Below are 18,917 nucleotides of genomic sequence, written 5' to 3'. Positions count from 1 at the left end.
GGTGAGCCAGTGATACTTGTACGGTATAGAGTATCAGGCGATTAAATAAATGATCCCCTTGTCAGCAAAATACGCTTACTGACAAGGAGGTGATTATATTAGTTGGTTACGGATTTTGGTTTGGGAAAGTTGAATAATAAATCTCGATAGTATTCGTATTGCTTCTGCCGTAGTTCAATTTCACGGGGTAAGCCTTCGGAAATTGAGTTTATTAGGGTGTCAAATTTATCAAGAACAGCAACAATTTTTGCTTGTTCTTGTAGTGATTTTTCAGGATTAGTGGCATAAGGAATCGGTAGTTTGAAATTCTTTATGATTGTGGAGTTAAGATCCCCTCTAGCTCCCTGCCCAAGTACTTTAATACTTTCATAGTTAAAACTAACCCAATGAAATACATAGCGGTATAGAGCTTTTTTACTATCTATTTCTAAACAGCCACAGTGCTGATTTGTAGTTAATGGTATCTTATTAATAGCTGATCTACCTGCCGTTGCCCCAGAAATTGCTATAATGACACAGTTTTTAGGTATCCATTTTGCGGATGAATTCTTCAATGCAGCTTCAGTTATTTTAACGTCAGTTGTTGAAATATCAGTAAATTTAACCTCTTGAGTTCTTAGCCATGGAATTTTGCCATTTACATAATATTCAGGGTTACCTGCTGTTGGAGTTCCGCCAGAATACCATTTTTTAGTAACATCCCCCAATGTCTTCCATTCAACCTCACCTTCTTTAAAACTCAATAGCTGGTCACGATAGTAGTTGTATTGCTTTTTACGTGCGGTAAGCTCAGCGGTAAGCTCAGCGGTAAGGGCGGTAAGTTTATCTAAAATCCGTACGATTTCAGATTGGATTGCAAGGGATTTTTCTGGGTTATTTGGGCAAGGAATGGGGATAAGTAATTTTGACATCAATACATTTGAGCTTAGATTTGGTTGTGCTCCTCCTCCAGCAAGGATGTAGATTGATTCTGTATTTAATAATAAGAAATGGTATAAAAATTTATTATTTAAAATGTTATCTTTCGGTATAAATTTCCCAACTCGTTGGTTAAGATAACATTTCTTTTCACTTTTATAGATCCCCACCTTTCCTGTCGTGGCACCTGACATTGCAATTAATATATCCCCTATGGATATTTCAAAGGACGAGATATCTTCCTTGTAATCATTCGGTGAAAAGTATTTAACGTTATCTAAAATAACGTTAAATCCATCTATGTTTGTGATTCTAATTATTGGTAATCCAGCTTCTTTAAATAAGTTACTTTTAAATGCAAATCCATTTTTAAAATCACAAACATCGTCTAAAGGCTTCCACTCAACCTCAACCCCATCCAGCAGTTTTTCCAGATAGCTTAACTGATTCATTCCTGTACCTCACTACCTTCAATCTCCGCTACAATCGTATCAATATCTTTGCGTAACTGGTCAATTTTGCTAACGGTCGTTTTTAGCTCAGCATTAAGTGCAGCGATATCGATAATTTCACGTGTATTTTTGGCTTCCACATAGCTACTGACAGACAGGTTATAATTATTACTTGCGATAGTTTTATACTCGACAGACTTTGCCAAGTAGTCAGTATCTACTTTACTATCAAATACCTGAATGATTTTTTTGATATGCTCATCCGTCAGGATATTGTTATTGGTCTCTTTTTTAAATAACTCACTTGCATCAATAAACTGCACATGGGTATCTGTTTTATGTTTTGACAGTACTAAAATATTTACGGCAATGGTGGTTCCAAAAAACAGATTTGGCGCTAATGAAATCACCGTTTCGACATAGTTATTATCAACTAGATATTGGCGGATTTTTTGCTCTGCACCGCCTCGGTAGAAAATCCCTGGGAAACAGACGATGGCTGCTCGTCCTTTAGACGACAGGTAATTTAGAGCATGAAGAACAAAAGCAAAATCTGCTTTTGATTTTGGTGCTAATACTCCCGCAGGTGCAAAGCGATCATCATTAATCAGTGTTGGGTCATCACTACCAATCCATTTCACCGAATACGGTGGATTAGAAACAATCGCATCAAATGGCTTATCATCCTTAAACTCAGGCACTAGCAGAGTGTTACCTAGTTTTATATTAAATTTGTCGTAGTTGATGTTGTGTAGAAACATGTTCATACGAGCGAGGTTAAACGTCGTATGGTTAATTTCCTGACCAAAAAAGCCATCTTCGATAATGTGATTATCAAAATGTTTTTTTGCTTGAAGGAGGAGTGAGCCAGAGCCACAAGCCGGATCGTAGATTTTATTGACATGGGTTTGACCATGCATAGCCAATTGCGCTATCAACTTTGAAACATGCTGAGGGGTAAAAAATTCACCACCTGACTTACCCGCATTTGCTGCATAGTTAGAAATCAGAAACTCATACGCATCACCAAATAGGTCTATCTGGTGTTCATCAAAATCCCCCAACTTCAGGTCTTCTACACCATTGAGAACAGCCGCTAATCGTAAGTTTTTATCTTTTACGGTATTACCTAATCGGTTGCTGGTAGTATCAAAATCAGCAAACAAGCCTTTGATATCGGGTTCAGATGGGTAGCCTGACGCAGAGCTTTCAATTGCGACGAAAATACTGTTTAAATCTGCATTCAGCCTGTCATTATTATTCGCGTTTGCGGCTACATTGCAAAACAGTTGGCTCGGATAAATAAAATATCCTTTCGTTCTCACTGCATCTTCTTTGATATCGTCTGTGATAATATTGTCATCAAGCACTGCATACTTGATACTCTCATCACCACCTTCAATATAGTTAGCAAAGTTTTCACTGATAAAACGATAAAAAAGAGCACCTAGAACGTATTGTTTAAAATCCCATCCATCAACGGATCCCCTGACATTATTAGCGATTTGCCAGATTTGGCGATGTAATTCAGCACGTTGTTGTTGACTTGTCATTTCTTATCCTGTTTAGATTTATTAATCGTATATTCTTATGTCAGTTAAATTAGTTCGTTATCTATGTATCGATCAAATAGTCAGAGCTATTTTCCAACAATAACGAGATCCATTTTCTAAGTTGCCTATTTATCTGGTGTACCAGTGGAAAATAGCTAACTTTTGCAGTAGTACTGATTGGTTATTGTGACCATGATAATACTGAAAATAGACAGTTAGTTACTGATTAATAATGCCTAATTTTATTTTTTGTTTAAATAATTATTGTTCAGATAATACCATAAAACGATAGATTAGACTCAGGCTCATTGGTAAGAAAAGAAAGTATTTTTATAAATTTGCTATAAGAGTAAATGAGATAAAAAGATCAGAAAAAAACGGCTACAATATTAAGATAATTTATGTTTTTCAGTGAAATTTGACAAAATAGGATGTCGTAATGAACAATAAGCTAAAACTGATACTAGGATTAAGTTTATCACTGTTATCTATAAATGTTTATGCAGTAACTTGGGATGAATTGGAGGTGGTAAAGACTTCGCAAGGCGTTTCACCTTTTGAAGGATGTGATGAGTCTATTTCATGTGAGCTTTTAGCAGAGAATGGGCGATACAGTGTGGTACAGACTCAGTTAGGAAGGGATTGTGAATCAGGTGGAATTTGGGTTGTTAACGTAAAAAAAAAGCAAGCAGTCTTAATGCCTAATATGACTAACTGTGATTTTGATATTGAAAAAAATGCCGTAATCATTTATCCGCAGCAAGGATATGCCAATATTTATCAAGGTAGCACGAATGCAACACCAAGTATCAGTGAAGTCGAGTTACCTTAATTAAATAATGATCTTATGATTCCTGTAACCTACCAGCTATATTTAGGCTGGTGGGTTACAGATTATAGATAAATGTATTAATGATAGAAGCGACAGATACAGTTATTCCTCATGGATTAACATGATAAGCGTGATTGAAATGGAATAATTTAATTAATGGATAAGAAGATAATAAATAAAAATAGGAGGTGATTATTTTCTTGATTTAGCAATTTGTTCTTTCAGCCAATTTTCTACTTCGTGTTTGTACCAGCGTGAACTTCGCCCTAGTTTAATGGGCTCAGGAAATTCACCCTTTTGAATCAGTGCATAAAACCATTTATCGGTGAGTTTAGTAAATCGAGTAATAAATTTCATATCGATTAATTCACCGTCTAATAAAGAAGTGGGTTGTGTACTCATGATAATACTCCTGTCTTTTATGGGAATGAAAAAGCAGAAGTCGTCTCTTAATTAAGGGAAGAGTATGACTTCTATATCATTACCCTTCTGTGTAAAAAAAGACTATTAGAGGCTATAACCAATCGAACGGTAAGCATCGTTATAATCTTTTGTATGATGCTTAGCCAAGTATTTTACACGCGTTAAAAGGGAATCTACGTCTTGTTTAAAAGAAGGTGAGTTTCTATCTAAATAATATTTCCCGTGCTCTGTAAAATGGACTAAAGAAGCATTGGCAGGATAATTAATATTAAGTGCGCTACACCAAGCAGATTGAATAATAGAAGATAAGCTATTATCACTTTCATTATATCGACCTAATGTGTAATAGATGTCTTTATTCAGTAATAAAAGAAGGTGGTAATGTTTTTGTTTATTCCTTTCACCGTACTCTCTTACCCAAACATAATGTAATGGATTATTGAGACGCCTACCCCAAGCTTTCTCTTTTCTTCTCGTGTCACTGATTAGTTTTGCTTTGAGTGATTCGATAAAGCGTGTCATCACTTTATTATTAGGTGGAATATCAATAGAGGAATAAGGAAAACGGAGATCAACACGAATAGCAATAATACGCGATAATGAATTTATCGCATCATTAATCACACCGTGAATGATTGTTAGGTAAGACGAATTGTAACTCTCGTCAGGGTAGTTAATAAACATGATATTTATCCTTGATAATGGGTTTGTTCATATCAATGGATAGAATGTTTATTTTTTACTTTGTAATTTATTGTTAATGGTTTAATTGAACCGTTATTGGTGAGTTAATATGAATGCTTAATATATATTACTGCGAGAGTGCTTAGTGATGACTTACTCATCTTTATCATTGAGAGCGAGGTATATCAGTAAGGTAGTCATATAAGTAAAGTGAATATGTAACAAAGATAATCATGTAATAATCTTAGGTATATTACTATACCAACATATTAATAAGCACTGAGAGAAGCTTTATGAAACCTATGGTTTAATTTTTTATGTGTTGATTGAAATCTCTCACTCTGAAGTTATTTGTTAATAATAGGTAGTATATTAATGATGTGTTTTTGAAAATTTAATAGTATTTCCCCAGGATTCACGCTGTGTTGTATAGTTTAAATCATAAAAATCTACTACAAAATAAGTACGTAATTAATCCTTTTTTTATACTTTATTTATACATATTCAAGACTATGTCACATTAATTAATACAAAATAACTATATTGTTAGTACGTTTTAACTACGTAGTATTGTACAAGGATTAATCATGACAGAGTTTGAAGCATTAATAAAAGAAAAAGATATTAGAAAGATCACTTATTTTATTTATTATTTTGGTAGGGGAAATGATTTGGATGAATTTGATCCCAGCAACATTAATTCATCAATAAAAATGGCAAATGATATTTATGATAGAGATAGATTAGATGAATACGATATTAAGGATTTTATTTTTAATTTAAATAATAATCTTCTTCCTAAAGATAATTTTGATTGGTTGAGTGATGAGTTAGCATGTGCTTTTTGTTGGGGGATGTTAGCGAGTAGACTTAAATTTAATATTATTGGTGTATATTCAGAAGTTAAATGGTTGAGTGATTTAAATATCAGTGAGAATACTTTTTCACATAAGGAAAGATATAAAAATATAAAAAGGTTTTTTGATGAGTATGTTATCTATAATGATAAGCCTATTAGTAGTGATTATGATTGTTTTAAAAATAAAGAGGAGTTAATGGAATGGATGCGAAATGAATGGGTGATAAATAATAAAAAGGTAAAAGAAATAAAGTGGCTTGATATAAATGATGAACGTATTTGTAAGTGGATGTGGAATTATATTGAAAGATACGATAATAATGAAGCCTTTTTAAGAAGAGATAGGATAGATACCCTTCATTTATTTAGTCCTAATTCAGGTGATGAGTATTATTTTTCTATATACGGTGTATTGAGAAGTTGGAATTGTCATTCTGCAATAAAGAAACAATTAATAAACGATGCAACTCGTGCTTATAAACAGAGTGTTTATAGGAAAAAACGAGAGGGTAAAAAAACACTTAATTGTGATATAGATGCTAGTGTAAAAGAGCATCTTGATGAATTATCAAAAGTTTATGATATGACTATTGTTGATTTAATTACAAAACTTATTGAAGATGAATATAAACTAGATAATAAATCAAAAAAATCTTAGATATATATTAATAACTCGAAGCCAAACAAAAAGCTTTATTAATGAAACGACATACCCTGTCGTTTCAGCTTTTTTATTTGTCGAAAATAATCAATTTGCCTGCCATATCCTGTCAGATGAGTATTTTATAGTAATGCCATCTTATATTTAATGAGGTATACAAAGATGGCAACTTATCGTATTGATACAGATTTATCCTTTATTGGGCAATGCAGTAATGAAGACTTATCGTTATTATTATCGGTATTAATACATGACGTTAAAGATGGTGAAAAACGGTGGTCTGAAACCTTAACAAGCACACCAGAATATCAACTCTTCTATCCTAATCACCAAAAATACTGGCCTGCCATTTGTGCTGAATTACAAACCTATGGTGCTAATAGTGTCGTCAGTTTATTTCGCGGCAATAAAGGCGTGCTATACCGTGAAATATTAACGGACGTCTGTGGTAAGTTGGCGGTGAATTACGCTAAAAACAGTGAAACAGAAACTATTGAATTAAATCTCTTATTAAAAGTCTTTGAAAAAAGCTTAGACAACATGACGCAGGAGGAATTAAAAACACTGGCTCAAGAATTACAATTAAATCTCACCAATCCCACTCCGCAACTGGTGTTAATTGCCATGCAGGCAGCCATCAGAACATCCGGTTTTGCAGCCTTAGAACTTGCAACCTTATCGGCTATCAGTGTGATTAACGCCTTAGGTGGTGTTGCTACCTTTGGTACGCTGTTTGTGGCTCAACGCGCACTATCGTTTATCGCAGGACCTATTGGCCTTGCGCTCAGTTCGGCTTGGTTACTGTCTGATATCGCAGGGCCCGCCTACCGTGTCACGGTACCAGCTTGCATTATTGTGGCTTACTTACGCCAAAAACACCTTTCTCACGACTAATGTCAATTTTCTCTTGCTGGCTTTAATGGAATAACGTCTATGTCATTGTCTCAACATCGTCATGACCGCTTAGCACAACGGTTGGCCTTTATTATGACTCAGTTGTTTAAAGGTGAAACGTTGTCTCTGGTGGCATTGGCACAAGAGTTTAATGTGTCAGTGCGTACCTTACAGCGTGATTTTAATGAACGATTGATTTATCTCGATTTGGAATACAAAGACGGTTGTTATTGGTTGGCAAAATCACAACGTCTTTTTAGAACCGATAAAGATATTCTGCAATTTGCGTCCATGACGAGCATGGTGCCGTTCTTTCCTTCTCTCGATAGAAAACTTATCTCGGTGTTATTAGACACCGAGGAAGCACCACCTTATCTGATTTATCACGAGGCTCCCCAGCATTCACCTTCATTATTTGGGGCGTTTGCCGTACTGACTCAAGCCATCATTGATAAACGCTGCATTCAGTTTTTGTATCGTGAGACCACCGTTAAAGGGATTGCCCCTTATAAGCTGATTTACTTTGATGGTTATTGGTATTTTTGTGGTGCCAAAGAGAAAGCGATACAGGTTTTCTACATGAAAGAGATGAGTGATGTGTTTGTCACCCAACGCACCTTTATAAAACAAAAGGAGATAGAACACTTAATACAACAACCGCAATTTATTACCGCATTACCTCACTTTCACTATATCAAGGCGTTGACTTCGCCTTCTTAGTCCAGTGAACAATAAGGAGTTTTATGATGTTTTCATTTAATCGAGGTGTCGCAAGCTTATTGGGCACCGTCACTACGCTTTATCTCGCCTATCAAGCCCAAGCTCGCTGTGAAGTGAATATGTTGCGCGATGATGTCTCCATTCCCTTACAACGCGCTGTGCGACTGCTAATGGCCTTTATAACGGTAGTGATTATTGGTGGAATATCTGACGCCATCATTAAAGCCACGTTCTCTTCTTTATAAGTGATAGGTGTTTTTCATTATCGTATGAATAATCTAATTAAGGAATTTTATGATGTTTAAGAAAATCGGTTTACTCATGATGAGTGCAGTGATTATCCCTTCCGCAAGTGCACTTTATTTAACGGGTGAAATTCAACCTGACCGTTATACCTATTATTTAACGCCAGAATTTGCCCAAACGTTAAAAGTTGAAAATGATAAACGGGAAGGCAAATGGCGCACAGGATTGCCAGCAGGGCAACTTATTTCAGAAACTGATTGGCGAAAATCGGGAAATAAGCCCGCCCCAAAAGCTATTACCTGTATCAGCAGTATTTACTTTAATACAGGGGCGCAAGCCAATTGGTTAAAAGTGGGATGTGTGGATAACCAAGGACTTGAGTATAGCGCTTCACGCCAATGGCCTGCTAAATCTATTGCTACTAAGGTCTGTAAAGTGGGTGAGCCTCAATGTGCATCCTTTCTAACCTTAGAATCAGATACGTGGTCTGGTCCTCAATGAGTCAATATACGTTGATGGTTTTTTCAACACATTATCCTTTAACTCGCCACTCACATTGAGTGGCTTTTTTTGAGGTTTTTCTATGTCGTTATGTCGATGGGTAGCCCAAGCCAGTGGGGCATTGGTGGTTTTAGCGTCCGCTTACTGTGCCCAAAAGGCAGTGGATGAAGCGTTACAACAATGCCCTGAACTCAGTGATGATAACCGCCAAACCGCGCGCTTAGGTGCGGCGTTTACGTGTGCTGTTATCGTTGGCAGTGTAGTGGATAAAAGTATACAAGCTCTTTTTAAATCCTAATTATCGAGATAGGGGGTTGATTTCACTTCATCCTGATTTGCCTTCATTAACATTTTAATCCCAATTAACGAGGCTCATCACGCCTCGTTTTTTATGCCCTCAACAAGGAAATTAATGATGTCTTCATTTGAACAAATTATTTCTAAAGAAGTTTCGTTACGTCATCGTGATAATTTTTGGTTTAAGCACTTCGGTGCTATTCCACAATGGTTAAAAATAGAATCCGTTATCTTCCACACGCTCGACCAATTATGCCCTGATTATCACGGCGGTTTTTGGTCGTTCTGTACGTTATCAAATCAAGGTGCTTACCTTTACCCAGATTTATCGGAAGAGAAACTACTATTAATCAATCCTAATAACGGGCATGAAGCACAGGTTTCCCCTCACGCGATGGGGATTGTCGTGTGTTTATTGGTTTTTAGTCTGTGGTCATTTAAAACCGAAAGCGAGGTGATGTGTGAACGTTTTTATCAACTGCGGGATTTTGCTTCGCAACACCCTGAAGCGGACTCCATCTTCTACTTGATTGATTAATCTATTTTACGCATTTTACGATTTACTCTTTCCCCTATATTCACCCTGTTTTTCTTATCTTTGTCTGCATTATTTCACTGTATTTAACTCGTTTAGTTATCCAACCCAATACATTATTTAAGGAATTGATGATGAGTCGATTAGCCTCACGCTTTGGGCGTGCCAATAGTATTCGTCGTGACCGGCCATTAACGATGGAAGAATTATTTTGTACCGTACCCAGTGTTTTCTCTGAAGAAAAACATGAGTCGAGAAGTGACCGTTATACCTATATCCCTACCATTACATTACTCGATAGCCTTCAAAAAGAAGGATTCTATCCGTTCTTTGCTTGCCAAACTCGTGTACGTGATACGAGTCGTCGAGAGCATACCAAGCATATGTTACGCCTACGTCGTCATGACCAAATCACAGGAATCCAAGTGCCTGAAATTATCTTACTTAATAGTCATGATGGCTCAAGCAGTTATCAAATGTTACCGGGCTTATTTAGAGCCGTGTGCCAAAATGGGCTAGTGTGTGGAGATACCTTCGGCGAAGTGCGTGTACCGCACAAAGGTGATGTTGTTGGCAAGGTGATTGAAGGGGCTTATGAAGTACTGGAAACGTTTGATGCTGTCGCTGAAAAGCGAGAACAGATGCAGTCTTTATTGTTACCGCCACCAGCACAACAAGCTTTGGCACAAGCGGCACTCACATATCGTTATGGCGAAGAGTATCAACCAATTACCGAAGAACAAGTATTACAGCCTCGCCGTTGGGAAGATAAGAAAGATGATCTGTGGACTGTGTACCAACGTTTGCAGGAGAATTTAATCAAGGGGGGATTGTCAGGCAGAAATGCAAAAGGTAAACGCGCTCGTACTCGTTCTGTGAATGGTATAGATGGGGATATTAAATTGAATAAGGCACTGTGGGTAATGACAGAAAAGATGTATGAGTGTTTTTCTGGTAGAGAAATAATATAGCAATAGAATAGTAGTACATTGTTTTCACAAAATAATGTACTACTATCTATTTTATAACAATTTTATTTATTGGGTATCAAAGGGAAAACGAGATTGTTCCATAAAGTTGATCCGACTGGCATACATACCGAATTTTTTGTATTTATAACGGAAATATGCTGACATACGATCTTCATGCGTTGACATAATGATCTGGCGATCTTGGAATTCAGTACGCAGTAACTCTATAAATCCTGCTACATTAATTTCATCTAGCGTTTGGACAGGATCGTCTACAAGTAATAGAGAGTGTTTTGCGTACCGTTGGTTCAGCGCGAGCGTAAATGATAGCACTAGTGCTGAAAGCTGTCCTGAACTCATGGAAAATACCGCATCATGAACATGACCTGGTGTTTCATTGAAAGCAATTGAATTACCGTCATTTTCTATAAAAATACCTAGCCCTTGCTGATAATTTTGCATAAGTCGGCCAGAGTAGATATGAAAAAGAATCTCAATTTCTTTAACGATGGATTCAAGATATAATCTTTTCTCATTTTCATAGATTTCTTTTAGCTTACGTAGATGAGCTTTAAGCTTAGTAGATTTTTTAAATAGAAGCTCCGCTTTTTTGTACTCTTGTTCACGCTCTAAGATAAATTTAGAAGATGCAATTGCATGCTGTTGTCCCAGATAGATTTTTTTTGATTCAAGTCGTTGCGGGGTAACTTGTTTAACAGCTTGTGGATCGTTTTTAAAGATTTCACGATAAATCCTCTCGTAGTCATCAAAAATGCAGCTATCGTCTAAGGGTTTAAATTTTTTCCGAACCTGACGTTCTAGTTCGTCTGTTGCCTGCTGTGTTACAAGCTCGAAATTTTCAGATAGAAGATCCTGAATACTGATACCTGCGGTCTGAAGTTGTTGATAATAATTTTTCAGCCAATGGATTTGTACTTCAGTGAAGCTTACGAGTTGACGCTTACGCTCAATGATCTCTTTATTTTGCTCCAGATAGAACTGCAGAGCAAGTTCGATGGGCTCCTGCCAGTTGTATCGGAAGCTTGCTAGCGCTTGTGTGAATTGATTATTTTGTTGAGCAGCTAAAGCTTCAAGTAATTTGCTCTGGCTTTCAATTCCTTCAATAAGTGTTGCTACAGTCGGCCAAGAATGCCCGCATGTCGGACAAATATTTGTAGGATCGCAATGCGATTGATGCTCCTTGAATGCATTTAATAATTGTTCACGTGTCTGTATCAGTTTTGCATGGCATTCCTGAACTTTATCTGTGGTGGTTAACAGCTGTTTAAGTCCTACGACCTGTTGCTGAAACTCCTCAGCCGTGATATTGGGTGGAAGGAGCAGCGCCAATGGAGCTGTAATCGATAGGCGATCTTCACTAATGGCCTTTATTATATCTTTGAAGGCATTACTTATTGCTAGTGCGGCATCAAAGCAAGCGACCTCTGCTACCCACTTTTCTATGTGTGCAAGAGGACGATAAAACATTAAAAGACGCTGTTGTAGTTCCTTTTTCGGTAGGAGTTTATTCACCAAGTCATTATTATAGAGTTGGTTTTTGTAATGTTCGAAATTACTTACAAATCGTCCTACTCGAAATAATTCTCCATCTACTGATAGCCACTATTCAAATTGTTGGACATCAAACGCTACTATATCACGGTCCCATGGTTGATCCGTAACTTCAATAATTCTTTCGTATGTGACAGAACTACCTGCAGGTAACAACTGGTGCTTAGCTGTTTCCCATTTATTCAGAAGTTGTTTCAGCTCGTTTTTTTTCTGTTGATTACACAAATTTCCTATTTTGGCCGATGCTTGTTCAATGTTATCAATTTTGTCCTGAATTTCTCCAATATCAAAAAGATGTGCAATTTGACCCTGCCTGTCTTTTTCTTTTTGTTTTAATAACCGAGTATTTTCTTCTTGCTCGACATAATGAAATAATTCAAAATCACGCTTATATTGCTCACCAAGTAAGGCCGAAATATAACTTTCCTCCTGTACAATGGCTTCACCCCGTTCGGCATTGAAGCTTACTAGTCTATAAAGGGATAAACTCAGATCAGCGATACCTTTATGTTCGTCTAGTGCGGCTTTACTGGCTGCTCTCTCAAGAAAATGACTCTGACCATCTACTACAATCTCTGCACGGATTGAAAGCCAGTCATTGTCGTTAGCTTGTTTAAATAACCAAGGACAGCCTGTTTTCAGGCGGCGTCGATCTACAGTTAGTTCTTCAAGCTCGATATAGCGACGGATTTTTCCTGTTAGCAAGAGCTCTATGGCATCAAAAAAAGATGACTTACCGAAACCGTTAGGGCCATCAAGAACGATGAGATGGTCACTTTCAAGCGTTAACTCAAGCCTTTCAAAAACTTTGAAGTTACGTACTTCTAGGCGTTTAATAATCACTTTCATAGCCGGCCTCAGATAATTTTTCATCCATTAAAGTTAATAAATCTTCTGGCAGCATATTCGGCGAGGAGATCTGATTTGCTAGAGAGTCAATAGCCGAATCTGTTGCAACCAGTATATTAGGATTAGTTGTCCGCAGGATCTTTTCTCGAATATTGCGTTCGAGGCTGGTTAGATCGGAAGTACCCGAGCTATTAATGGAGATAAAGGGAAGCTTTATTGCAATTCTGTATAATAGACTTTGCCAGCCTCCTTCTAGGTAGCGCATTTTATACTCAGTAAAGGTATCTGTGGCAGTAATTGATTCTTGAAAAATGGTTGTAAAGCCCTGAAGATCAATCTGCTCACGTAGTGCTTCGAATTCTTTGGTCGTGTAAGGAAGTACATGCTTTTTAAAGAAGTAGTAATCTTCTTCTATATGGTGAGCTTGCTTACTGGCGAGCACTTTGCTGCTGCTAGTGTTCCATACAATCAATAAGTTAATATTTTTTTCAATAGCAGGATCGACAGTAGCATTTTTGCATTTATGTAACCACTCAGCTTGACTTTCAGGGGTGATTGTTGGTTCATCATGGATTATTAGCCAATAATTTGTCTTTTTAGTACAATTATATTGGTATAGTGGTAAGTCTGTGGAGAGATTACGAGTCAAGCCTCTTGACTCAAATAGCTGTTCAATCAAGTTCTGCATCTTTCAAACTCTCAGGTACATTGTTTAAAGAAATCATAGCTATCTTCTTATAATTCCCTATGCGGTTTTCCTTTAGTAATTCGCGTTCAGGAGTATCAACTCCCTCCGCCGAGTCAATACCTACGATCACATTTGAGATTGAAGGTCTATCTATGGCGCTAGTGATAAGTGCACCAGATTCAAATAAGCACTCCACATCTTCGTTAATAGCCTGTTCCATGATGTCACGACAAATACTATCCTGATGTTCTGTAGCATGGTAAATACCTGTTGGATAATAAAAAACTCCTTCATTCAACCACGAAAATGTAACGGCAGAACTATCATTACGTGCAGCTTGAACTAGTTTCCAGAAAATCGTAAACATCCCAAGTCGCATTGCATCACGATCGAGTGATTGGTCTTTAAATTCAAACAGTGTTTTAAAACGTCCCTTTTTATGCGGCATAGTTGCTCGTAGAAATGTCTTCATTCCCTCAGCATTTAGTGTAGTAATGGTAGCCAGATAGTCATCTAATTTTTGACATGCTGTTTGAGAGAGGCCGTCTTGGCGTTCGCAAAATTCTTGGTAGTACGTACCAATATCAATCTGTAGACGGCTAAGGAAGAATGCTTCATTCTCATACGGGGCATAATCATCAGCTTCGATTACGCGATACAGTTCTGAAAACTCGATGAACTCGCTGGCAGCGATTACAGTTTGATGACGAGTGGACTCGTGTATCTTGCTATGGGTCATAATGACCTTCGTATTTATCATTGCTTCCAGCGTGTTCTGAATATTGACAACAATATTATTTTTCCAGGAGGGTTGTCTTGCAATATTAATAAGTAGGTTGGAGAGTTCATTTCGAATAAATATGTCAACTTGGTTCAGCGGGCAAAATGATTGGGTGACATTACCGGCTTCATCGGGGGGAATGGGATAAGCATAAAATCTCACTGGTGTATAGTCAGCATCAAATGTTGCTGGGATATTTGTTACTGAGCGGGCAACATGAAAATAAGCGAGTGGCACTCTCCGCTGCCTCGCATTATCCCGTTGAGTCGTGATTCCATCACTGTAGGCAGAAAAACGCGTATCCTTGTACGCTTTGACCTGATGCATTGACAGGCATTGCTGGTGACGAAAAATCGCGAAGTCATCCTGACTTTCCAACTGCAGCTTCAAATCCCGGTTCGCTTCATAGTCTGAGGACATCATCTTCAGACAATGGTACAGCGCCAACTTGCCCTGATAGACAAATCCACTCCACGTAGAAATAGCTGTGTGTGGAAAAACTTGAGGAGCTACTGCCATGAGATCCCTTATAAATATAATTAAACATTAGCTAAGATTCTATCTACATAGAGATTTATTTGTTTTAAGTATATAACCTATTTATAAATATGACACTACAAAGTGTTGAGTTTAGGTTAGAACGCTAAAACTAGAAGATTATATATAAAATTTATTTACGTTTTAATCATTGTAAATTTAGTCACATAAATGCTTAAAGAAGTAAGATATAATTCGAAAAAGTGGGACTTTTGATATGTGATATGTGATATGTGATATGTACTCTCGAAGGTTTTAGCTAACTATGGGTATTTATGATTAATAGAGAAAGAAGTCATCGACAGAACTCAGTATTATCTGCTCGAAGAAATTTAGGATTAGAGAGTGTAGTTAAAGCAGCCCCTGGTTTTTCATGCCAAGGAAAGGTTGGTGAATTTATTGACTTTTATCTTCGTTGTGAAGTTTTTGCTGCAAAATTGCAATCTTTTTATCAAAAAGATAAAAATTTAAATAATAAAAGTGCATTAAATATAGGTACTTTAAGAAATGCTTTGGAACATTTTAACTTATATTTTAAATATGAGTCTTTAGATTTAATTTATAAGGGGGGGACTGGAAATAGAGGGAGCAAGAGTGCCAGACAACTTAGGAATGGTTATCTACATGGGTTGTCAGAAGCTGATAAAAATGAGATTGAGCAGAGATCTTCTGAATATGTAGAATTAATGAAGCTTTTTTTGCAACTTAGGTTAACGTCCTAGCAGATAATAAGAAGTATATTCAATCCTTATTCTTCATTCAAAAAATCTAGGGGTGTTAATGGAATGGCTACTATTCATTCAACTAAATGATACTATTTAGTGTTAAAACTATTATTTAGCAAATATACTCCTTGGTATCACCTATTTTATATTATTGATGAGTGCTACTTTGAATATTGAAAGCGATTAAATAATTTTAGGGTATGTAGTTGATTATAACGAATCTCCATTTTTTTTAAAATGGTATGCTACAAGCATCGAGGAAAGCTTACAGCTCATAATAGGAAAACAATCTATTACGAGTTCCGTATTTGATTTATCACAGTTGTTAAGTAGTTCTCGAAATTTTAATGCTTCTTTTCTGAGCTCGTTTATCGTTTTCATGGTTTCGACTTATTAGCATGTTTTAGGCTGATAAAGTATAAACCAAATATTGTCCTAATTTTTATATCTATCAATGCAATGTTTTTAATATGGGTACATTTACGGGTATAAAAATAAACACTAAAAATATATTATTTAAATTTCATGTTGTTAGTCTTGTTTTGCGAGTCCGGCCTTCGCACCAAAAATCAGACGCTAAAAGCGTCTTTTTTTATGTCTGGAATCCCTGACATATTAGTATGTTACCTGCTTTTCGAGCTTCCAATGTATACTCAATAGCATCAAGTTAAAGAAGAACAGAAAAAGAATTTAATGCATTCGATAAGCTTCTCTGTGATCAATGCGCGACCAATAAGAAGTGATCAGGCATAGCTGTCGAGCCCATTAAAGGCATGGATACGTGATATTGCGACACAATTATAACAGTATGTGATAACGATTGTATGCAATGTAACACAGTGAAGCTTAATTGATTAGAACTCTACTTATAATATAACTAGCCAGTTCCTACTACTCAGTTAGTGAATAGTGCAAACCTATCAGTGATTATGAAAAGCTTACTAAAGAGAATAAATTCACTTTTCTTTCTATCATTGTTTAATGTATATCGAATTAAGATAATAAATGTTTATGAAGGAAATATAGATATTATTATTTATCCAAAATATAAAAAATAGTTACATGATTATTCTAATAATAAGTAGTTATCAGATATTCTATTTTTAGTATTTACAAGTATAACATTACGATAATTAACTTTATTTAATAACTAATAGATTAATTTAAGTGAGATTTAATATATTAAGTTGAGTTAAGTATCTCAATATTGATTGTGAGTAAAATGTTTTTTTTGCTACTTGTTTTTAACAAACGAAAGTTTCTTCTCTGAAAGAAGAGATTTAAATAATTAGGTAATAATACTTAATTTATTTGTGTGTGAAAATATAACCATACAATTATGTTGGCGTTCTGTTTTAGATGGGTAAATAAGGACTTAATAATAGAATTTATTAGACAATAATTCTATTGTTGTTTTTTTGATTTAAAAAGTTATCTGGATTAGTAATATTAAATGTGATTATTGATATATATTCATTCCATATTTTTCTCCACTTTTGTTTCAAGATTGTTAATAAAATTAAATATGTGTATTTTTTACGTGTTTTACGTGTAATTTTGATGTTTCTTATTGAATATCAATGACCAAGAATAGTCTTAATTTATGGTAAATAATATTATTTTTAATCACAATGCGAGTATCAATAAATTAATCTTCTGCTCATATGCGGATTATCCTAATTTGCTTTTTAGTTTATTACACTTGTTATTGATCGTTTTTTGATGTTTTTTGATCTTTTATCCCTATATTTCATTAAAAATAATTACTATTTTTTATTTAACCTTAAGTTTTTTTACAAATTGAAAAGAAATATTTCAAGTTATAGTATGTGCGTAACGAAATTTGGTGGAGTAATTAGAAAATATAAATTAATTATTCCATTAATAATATCTAGGTAATTAGATCAAGGTTTTTTAAATATCTTAATCTAATAAAGATAAGCTCTACTATTTTAAAAAATGACGCTAGTCAGATATTAACTTACTTTTGAGGTATACATAATGACATTTAAGAAATTAAGCATCGTTGGCGCTGCAGTTGCATTATCTTTAGCATCTTTCGGTTCTATTGCTGATAATAATGGCGTAGTTAACTTCGTTGGTTCAGTTGTTGATTCTCCATGTAACATCGCTGACGAAAGTCTAAATCAAACAGTTAAATTTGGTGAAATTTCTCGTGTGTTCTTAGAGCAAGGTAATGAAAGAGAAAGAGCATTCACTATTAAATTAGAACAGTGTAACTTCGACAAATTCAAAAAAGATGAAAATGGCGACTGGTTACCTGTTAAAACTATGAAAATCCAATTTGACGGACGTTCATATGCAGATGCAACAAATACACTGTTAGCAACTGACAGAACTAAAGCTAACAACGTTGGTATCGCTATCGATACTTACAAATTTGGTGAAGCTACTGATATCTTAGCTAAAATGCGTAACAAACAAGGTACTAACGTACTTGAGTTCACTGCTTTAGCTAAAGCTGTTGATGCATCTAAAGAAGTTAAAGAAGGCGAATTTTCTGCTATCGCTGACTTCCGTATTTCATACGAATAATGCACCAATATATGTATAGGGGATTTTCCCCTATACATATTTAAATAATGGTAATGAGATGATGAAATTTAATAAAAATAAGTATCTGACTATTTTAAATACGATGGGAGTACTATTTTTTGTATCATCAGTCTCTTTTGCTTTTGATGACGTGGTAAAACCTAAAGTTCTCAAAGGCAATGCATCATTAGTTGGCTCAATTATAGCATCGCCTTGCTCTATTGAAATGGAAGATCGTTATCAATACATCCAATTTGGAGATATATCGTTATCTGCCATTGATAATAAAGTAAAGAGAGAAAATTTAAGAAAGAAATTTTATATAAGATTATCGAGTTGTGTTAGTCAATATAGTGATACAGATAAGAAAGCATTAAATATTCAATTTAATGGATTAGAAGCTAATAATGATTCTATATTTTCGATGTCTGGAAGCTCTAATGGACTAGGTTTTTATATTTTAGATGAAGATGAGAATATAATTACCCCTAATAAGCCTTATTATATTGATCATCTTATATATCATACTAAAGATGCAAAAAGAGAACCTATATTAAATTATCAAATTGAACTTGCTTTTACTAATCAAATAATAGAAGCAGGAAAGCACTCTGCATTTGTGTATTTTTCAATCGATTATAAATAGATAATAAATTTATTTTT

At 35.5% G+C, this 18,917-nt stretch carries 20 protein-coding genes; 12 read left to right on the top strand and 8 right to left on the bottom strand.

The window, feature by feature from the left end; genetic code table 11:
* Window positions 1-98: 98 nt before the first annotated feature.
* Entirely contained in the window at window positions 99-1,370 is a 1,272-nt protein-coding gene (locus ABN217_RS11305) for a restriction endonuclease subunit S (RefSeq protein ID WP_349459424.1), read from the bottom strand.
* On the bottom strand, window positions 1,367-2,923 hold the full coding sequence (locus ABN217_RS11300) for a type I restriction-modification system subunit M (protein ID WP_349459423.1): 1,557 nt from the start codon (window positions 2,921-2,923) through the stop codon (window positions 1,367-1,369). The genes ABN217_RS11305 and ABN217_RS11300 overlap by 4 nt, the downstream gene beginning before the upstream one ends.
* A gap of 439 nt (window positions 2,924-3,362) precedes the next feature.
* Between ABN217_RS11300 and ABN217_RS11295 the strand changes: the two genes are divergently transcribed.
* Entirely contained in the window at window positions 3,363-3,755 is a 393-nt protein-coding gene (locus ABN217_RS11295; RefSeq protein ID WP_349459422.1) for a hypothetical protein, read from the top strand.
* Window positions 3,756-3,947: 192 nt separating this feature from the next.
* Here the strand turns inward: ABN217_RS11295 and ABN217_RS11290 are convergent, their stop codons facing one another.
* Both ABN217_RS11290 and ABN217_RS11285 read right to left on the bottom strand, forming a co-directional pair.
* Window positions 3,948-4,157, bottom strand: coding sequence for a helix-turn-helix transcriptional regulator (locus tag ABN217_RS11290; protein WP_349459421.1), 210 nt, complete (start codon window positions 4,155-4,157; stop codon window positions 3,948-3,950).
* A gap of 105 nt (window positions 4,158-4,262) precedes the next feature.
* Window positions 4,263-4,862, bottom strand: coding sequence for an inovirus Gp2 family protein (locus ABN217_RS11285; RefSeq protein WP_239739344.1), 600 nt, complete (start codon window positions 4,860-4,862; stop codon window positions 4,263-4,265).
* 587 nt (window positions 4,863-5,449) lie between these two features.
* On the opposite strand from ABN217_RS11285, the gene ABN217_RS11280 reads away from it, so the two are divergent.
* The 8 genes from ABN217_RS11280 to ABN217_RS11245 all read left to right on the top strand — a co-directional run bounded on the left by ABN217_RS11280 (window position 5,450) and on the right by ABN217_RS11245 (window position 10,546).
* Window positions 5,450-6,379, top strand: coding sequence for a hypothetical protein (locus ABN217_RS11280; RefSeq protein WP_349459419.1), 930 nt, complete (start codon window positions 5,450-5,452; stop codon window positions 6,377-6,379).
* A 165-nt stretch (window positions 6,380-6,544) separates the two neighbouring features.
* Complete coding sequence (locus tag ABN217_RS11275; protein WP_349459418.1) at window positions 6,545-7,276, top strand: YaaW family protein; 732 nt, start codon at window positions 6,545-6,547, stop codon at window positions 7,274-7,276.
* 39 nt (window positions 7,277-7,315) lie between these two features.
* Window positions 7,316-7,996: a helix-turn-helix transcriptional regulator gene (locus tag ABN217_RS11270; RefSeq protein WP_349459417.1), complete on the top strand. Its 681-nt coding sequence runs from the start codon at window positions 7,316-7,318 to the stop codon at window positions 7,994-7,996.
* Between the two features lie 23 nt (window positions 7,997-8,019).
* Window positions 8,020-8,241, top strand: coding sequence for a hypothetical protein (locus ABN217_RS11265; RefSeq protein WP_349459416.1), 222 nt, complete (start codon window positions 8,020-8,022; stop codon window positions 8,239-8,241).
* A 52-nt stretch (window positions 8,242-8,293) separates the two neighbouring features.
* Window positions 8,294-8,743: a hypothetical protein gene (locus ABN217_RS11260; protein WP_349459415.1), complete on the top strand. Its 450-nt coding sequence runs from the start codon at window positions 8,294-8,296 to the stop codon at window positions 8,741-8,743.
* An 82-nt stretch (window positions 8,744-8,825) separates the two neighbouring features.
* Window positions 8,826-9,041, top strand: a complete 216-nt coding sequence (locus ABN217_RS11255) for a hypothetical protein (RefSeq protein ID WP_349459414.1) — start codon at window positions 8,826-8,828, stop codon at window positions 9,039-9,041.
* Between the two features lie 114 nt (window positions 9,042-9,155).
* On the top strand, window positions 9,156-9,578 hold the full coding sequence (locus ABN217_RS11250; RefSeq protein WP_349459413.1) for an antirestriction protein: 423 nt from the start codon (window positions 9,156-9,158) through the stop codon (window positions 9,576-9,578).
* Window positions 9,579-9,709: 131 nt separating this feature from the next.
* A complete protein-coding gene (locus ABN217_RS11245) occupies window positions 9,710-10,546 on the top strand; it encodes a DUF932 domain-containing protein (protein WP_349459412.1) in 837 nt (278 codons plus the stop codon).
* 66 nt (window positions 10,547-10,612) lie between these two features.
* On the opposite strand, the gene ABN217_RS11240 is transcribed toward ABN217_RS11245, so the two are convergent.
* The 4 genes from ABN217_RS11240 to ABN217_RS11225 all read right to left on the bottom strand — a co-directional run bounded on the left by ABN217_RS11240 (window position 10,613) and on the right by ABN217_RS11225 (window position 14,955).
* On the bottom strand, window positions 10,613-12,034 hold the full coding sequence (locus ABN217_RS11240; RefSeq protein WP_349459411.1) for an AAA family ATPase: 1,422 nt from the start codon (window positions 12,032-12,034) through the stop codon (window positions 10,613-10,615).
* A 135-nt stretch (window positions 12,035-12,169) separates the two neighbouring features.
* Window positions 12,170-12,967 carry an AAA family ATPase gene (locus tag ABN217_RS11235; RefSeq protein ID WP_349459410.1) on the bottom strand — a complete coding sequence of 266 codons (798 nt, stop codon included), beginning with the start codon at window positions 12,965-12,967 and terminating at the stop codon, window positions 12,170-12,172.
* Complete coding sequence (locus tag ABN217_RS11230; RefSeq protein WP_161682269.1) at window positions 12,951-13,655, bottom strand: ABC-three component system middle component 1; 705 nt, start codon at window positions 13,653-13,655, stop codon at window positions 12,951-12,953. The genes ABN217_RS11235 and ABN217_RS11230 overlap by 17 nt, the downstream gene beginning before the upstream one ends.
* A complete protein-coding gene (locus ABN217_RS11225) occupies window positions 13,639-14,955 on the bottom strand; it encodes an ABC-three component system protein (protein ID WP_349459409.1) in 1,317 nt (438 codons plus the stop codon). Before ABN217_RS11225 ends, ABN217_RS11230 begins: the two co-directional genes overlap by 17 nt.
* A gap of 293 nt (window positions 14,956-15,248) precedes the next feature.
* Between ABN217_RS11225 and ABN217_RS11220 the strand changes: the two genes are divergently transcribed.
* The 3 genes from ABN217_RS11220 to ABN217_RS11210 all read left to right on the top strand — a co-directional run bounded on the left by ABN217_RS11220 (window position 15,249) and on the right by ABN217_RS11210 (window position 18,900).
* Entirely contained in the window at window positions 15,249-15,695 is a 447-nt protein-coding gene (locus tag ABN217_RS11220) for a hypothetical protein (RefSeq protein WP_349459408.1), read from the top strand.
* Between the two features lie 2,004 nt (window positions 15,696-17,699).
* A complete protein-coding gene (locus tag ABN217_RS11215; RefSeq protein WP_072069535.1) occupies window positions 17,700-18,254 on the top strand; it encodes a fimbrial protein in 555 nt (184 codons plus the stop codon).
* A gap of 58 nt (window positions 18,255-18,312) precedes the next feature.
* Complete coding sequence (locus ABN217_RS11210) at window positions 18,313-18,900, top strand: fimbrial protein (protein ID WP_072069534.1); 588 nt, start codon at window positions 18,313-18,315, stop codon at window positions 18,898-18,900.
* Window positions 18,901-18,917: the final 17 nt, after the last annotated feature.

Source organism: Proteus sp. fly-1067 (genome assembly GCF_040139345.1).
Lineage (GTDB): Bacteria > Pseudomonadota > Gammaproteobacteria > Enterobacterales > Enterobacteriaceae > Proteus > Proteus vulgaris_B.
This window is presented reverse-complemented; position numbering and strand designations above follow the sequence as displayed.

What these genes read in the sequence shown, in the direction of transcription:
- ABN217_RS11215 (WP_072069535.1), top strand. Translation starts at nt 17,700, where the DNA reads ATGACATTTAAGAAATTAAGCATCGTTGGCGCTGCAGTTGCATTATCT.
- ABN217_RS11235 (WP_349459410.1), bottom strand. Translation starts at nt 12,967, where the DNA reads ATGAAAGTGATTATTAAACGCCTAGAAGTACGTAACTTCAAAGTTTTT.
- ABN217_RS11270 (WP_349459417.1), top strand. Translation starts at nt 7,316, where the DNA reads ATGTCATTGTCTCAACATCGTCATGACCGCTTAGCACAACGGTTGGCC.
- ABN217_RS11280 (WP_349459419.1), top strand. Translation starts at nt 5,450, where the DNA reads ATGACAGAGTTTGAAGCATTAATAAAAGAAAAAGATATTAGAAAGATC.
- ABN217_RS11285 (WP_239739344.1), bottom strand. Translation starts at nt 4,862, where the DNA reads ATGTTTATTAACTACCCTGACGAGAGTTACAATTCGTCTTACCTAACA.
- ABN217_RS11295 (WP_349459422.1), top strand. Translation starts at nt 3,363, where the DNA reads ATGAACAATAAGCTAAAACTGATACTAGGATTAAGTTTATCACTGTTA.
- ABN217_RS11265 (WP_349459416.1), top strand. Translation starts at nt 8,020, where the DNA reads ATGATGTTTTCATTTAATCGAGGTGTCGCAAGCTTATTGGGCACCGTC.
- ABN217_RS11240 (WP_349459411.1), bottom strand. Translation starts at nt 12,034, where the DNA reads ATGTTTTATCGTCCTCTTGCACACATAGAAAAGTGGGTAGCAGAGGTC.
- ABN217_RS11300 (WP_349459423.1), bottom strand. Translation starts at nt 2,923, where the DNA reads ATGACAAGTCAACAACAACGTGCTGAATTACATCGCCAAATCTGGCAA.
- ABN217_RS11260 (WP_349459415.1), top strand. Translation starts at nt 8,294, where the DNA reads ATGTTTAAGAAAATCGGTTTACTCATGATGAGTGCAGTGATTATCCCT.
- ABN217_RS11245 (WP_349459412.1), top strand. Translation starts at nt 9,710, where the DNA reads ATGAGTCGATTAGCCTCACGCTTTGGGCGTGCCAATAGTATTCGTCGT.
- ABN217_RS11255 (WP_349459414.1), top strand. Translation starts at nt 8,826, where the DNA reads ATGTCGTTATGTCGATGGGTAGCCCAAGCCAGTGGGGCATTGGTGGTT.
- ABN217_RS11290 (WP_349459421.1), bottom strand. Translation starts at nt 4,157, where the DNA reads ATGAGTACACAACCCACTTCTTTATTAGACGGTGAATTAATCGATATG.
- ABN217_RS11210 (WP_072069534.1), top strand. Translation starts at nt 18,313, where the DNA reads ATGATGAAATTTAATAAAAATAAGTATCTGACTATTTTAAATACGATG.
- ABN217_RS11250 (WP_349459413.1), top strand. Translation starts at nt 9,156, where the DNA reads ATGATGTCTTCATTTGAACAAATTATTTCTAAAGAAGTTTCGTTACGT.
- ABN217_RS11220 (WP_349459408.1), top strand. Translation starts at nt 15,249, where the DNA reads ATGATTAATAGAGAAAGAAGTCATCGACAGAACTCAGTATTATCTGCT.
- ABN217_RS11275 (WP_349459418.1), top strand. Translation starts at nt 6,545, where the DNA reads ATGGCAACTTATCGTATTGATACAGATTTATCCTTTATTGGGCAATGC.
- ABN217_RS11225 (WP_349459409.1), bottom strand. Translation starts at nt 14,955, where the DNA reads ATGGCAGTAGCTCCTCAAGTTTTTCCACACACAGCTATTTCTACGTGG.
- ABN217_RS11305 (WP_349459424.1), bottom strand. Translation starts at nt 1,370, where the DNA reads ATGAATCAGTTAAGCTATCTGGAAAAACTGCTGGATGGGGTTGAGGTT.
- ABN217_RS11230 (WP_161682269.1), bottom strand. Translation starts at nt 13,655, where the DNA reads ATGCAGAACTTGATTGAACAGCTATTTGAGTCAAGAGGCTTGACTCGT.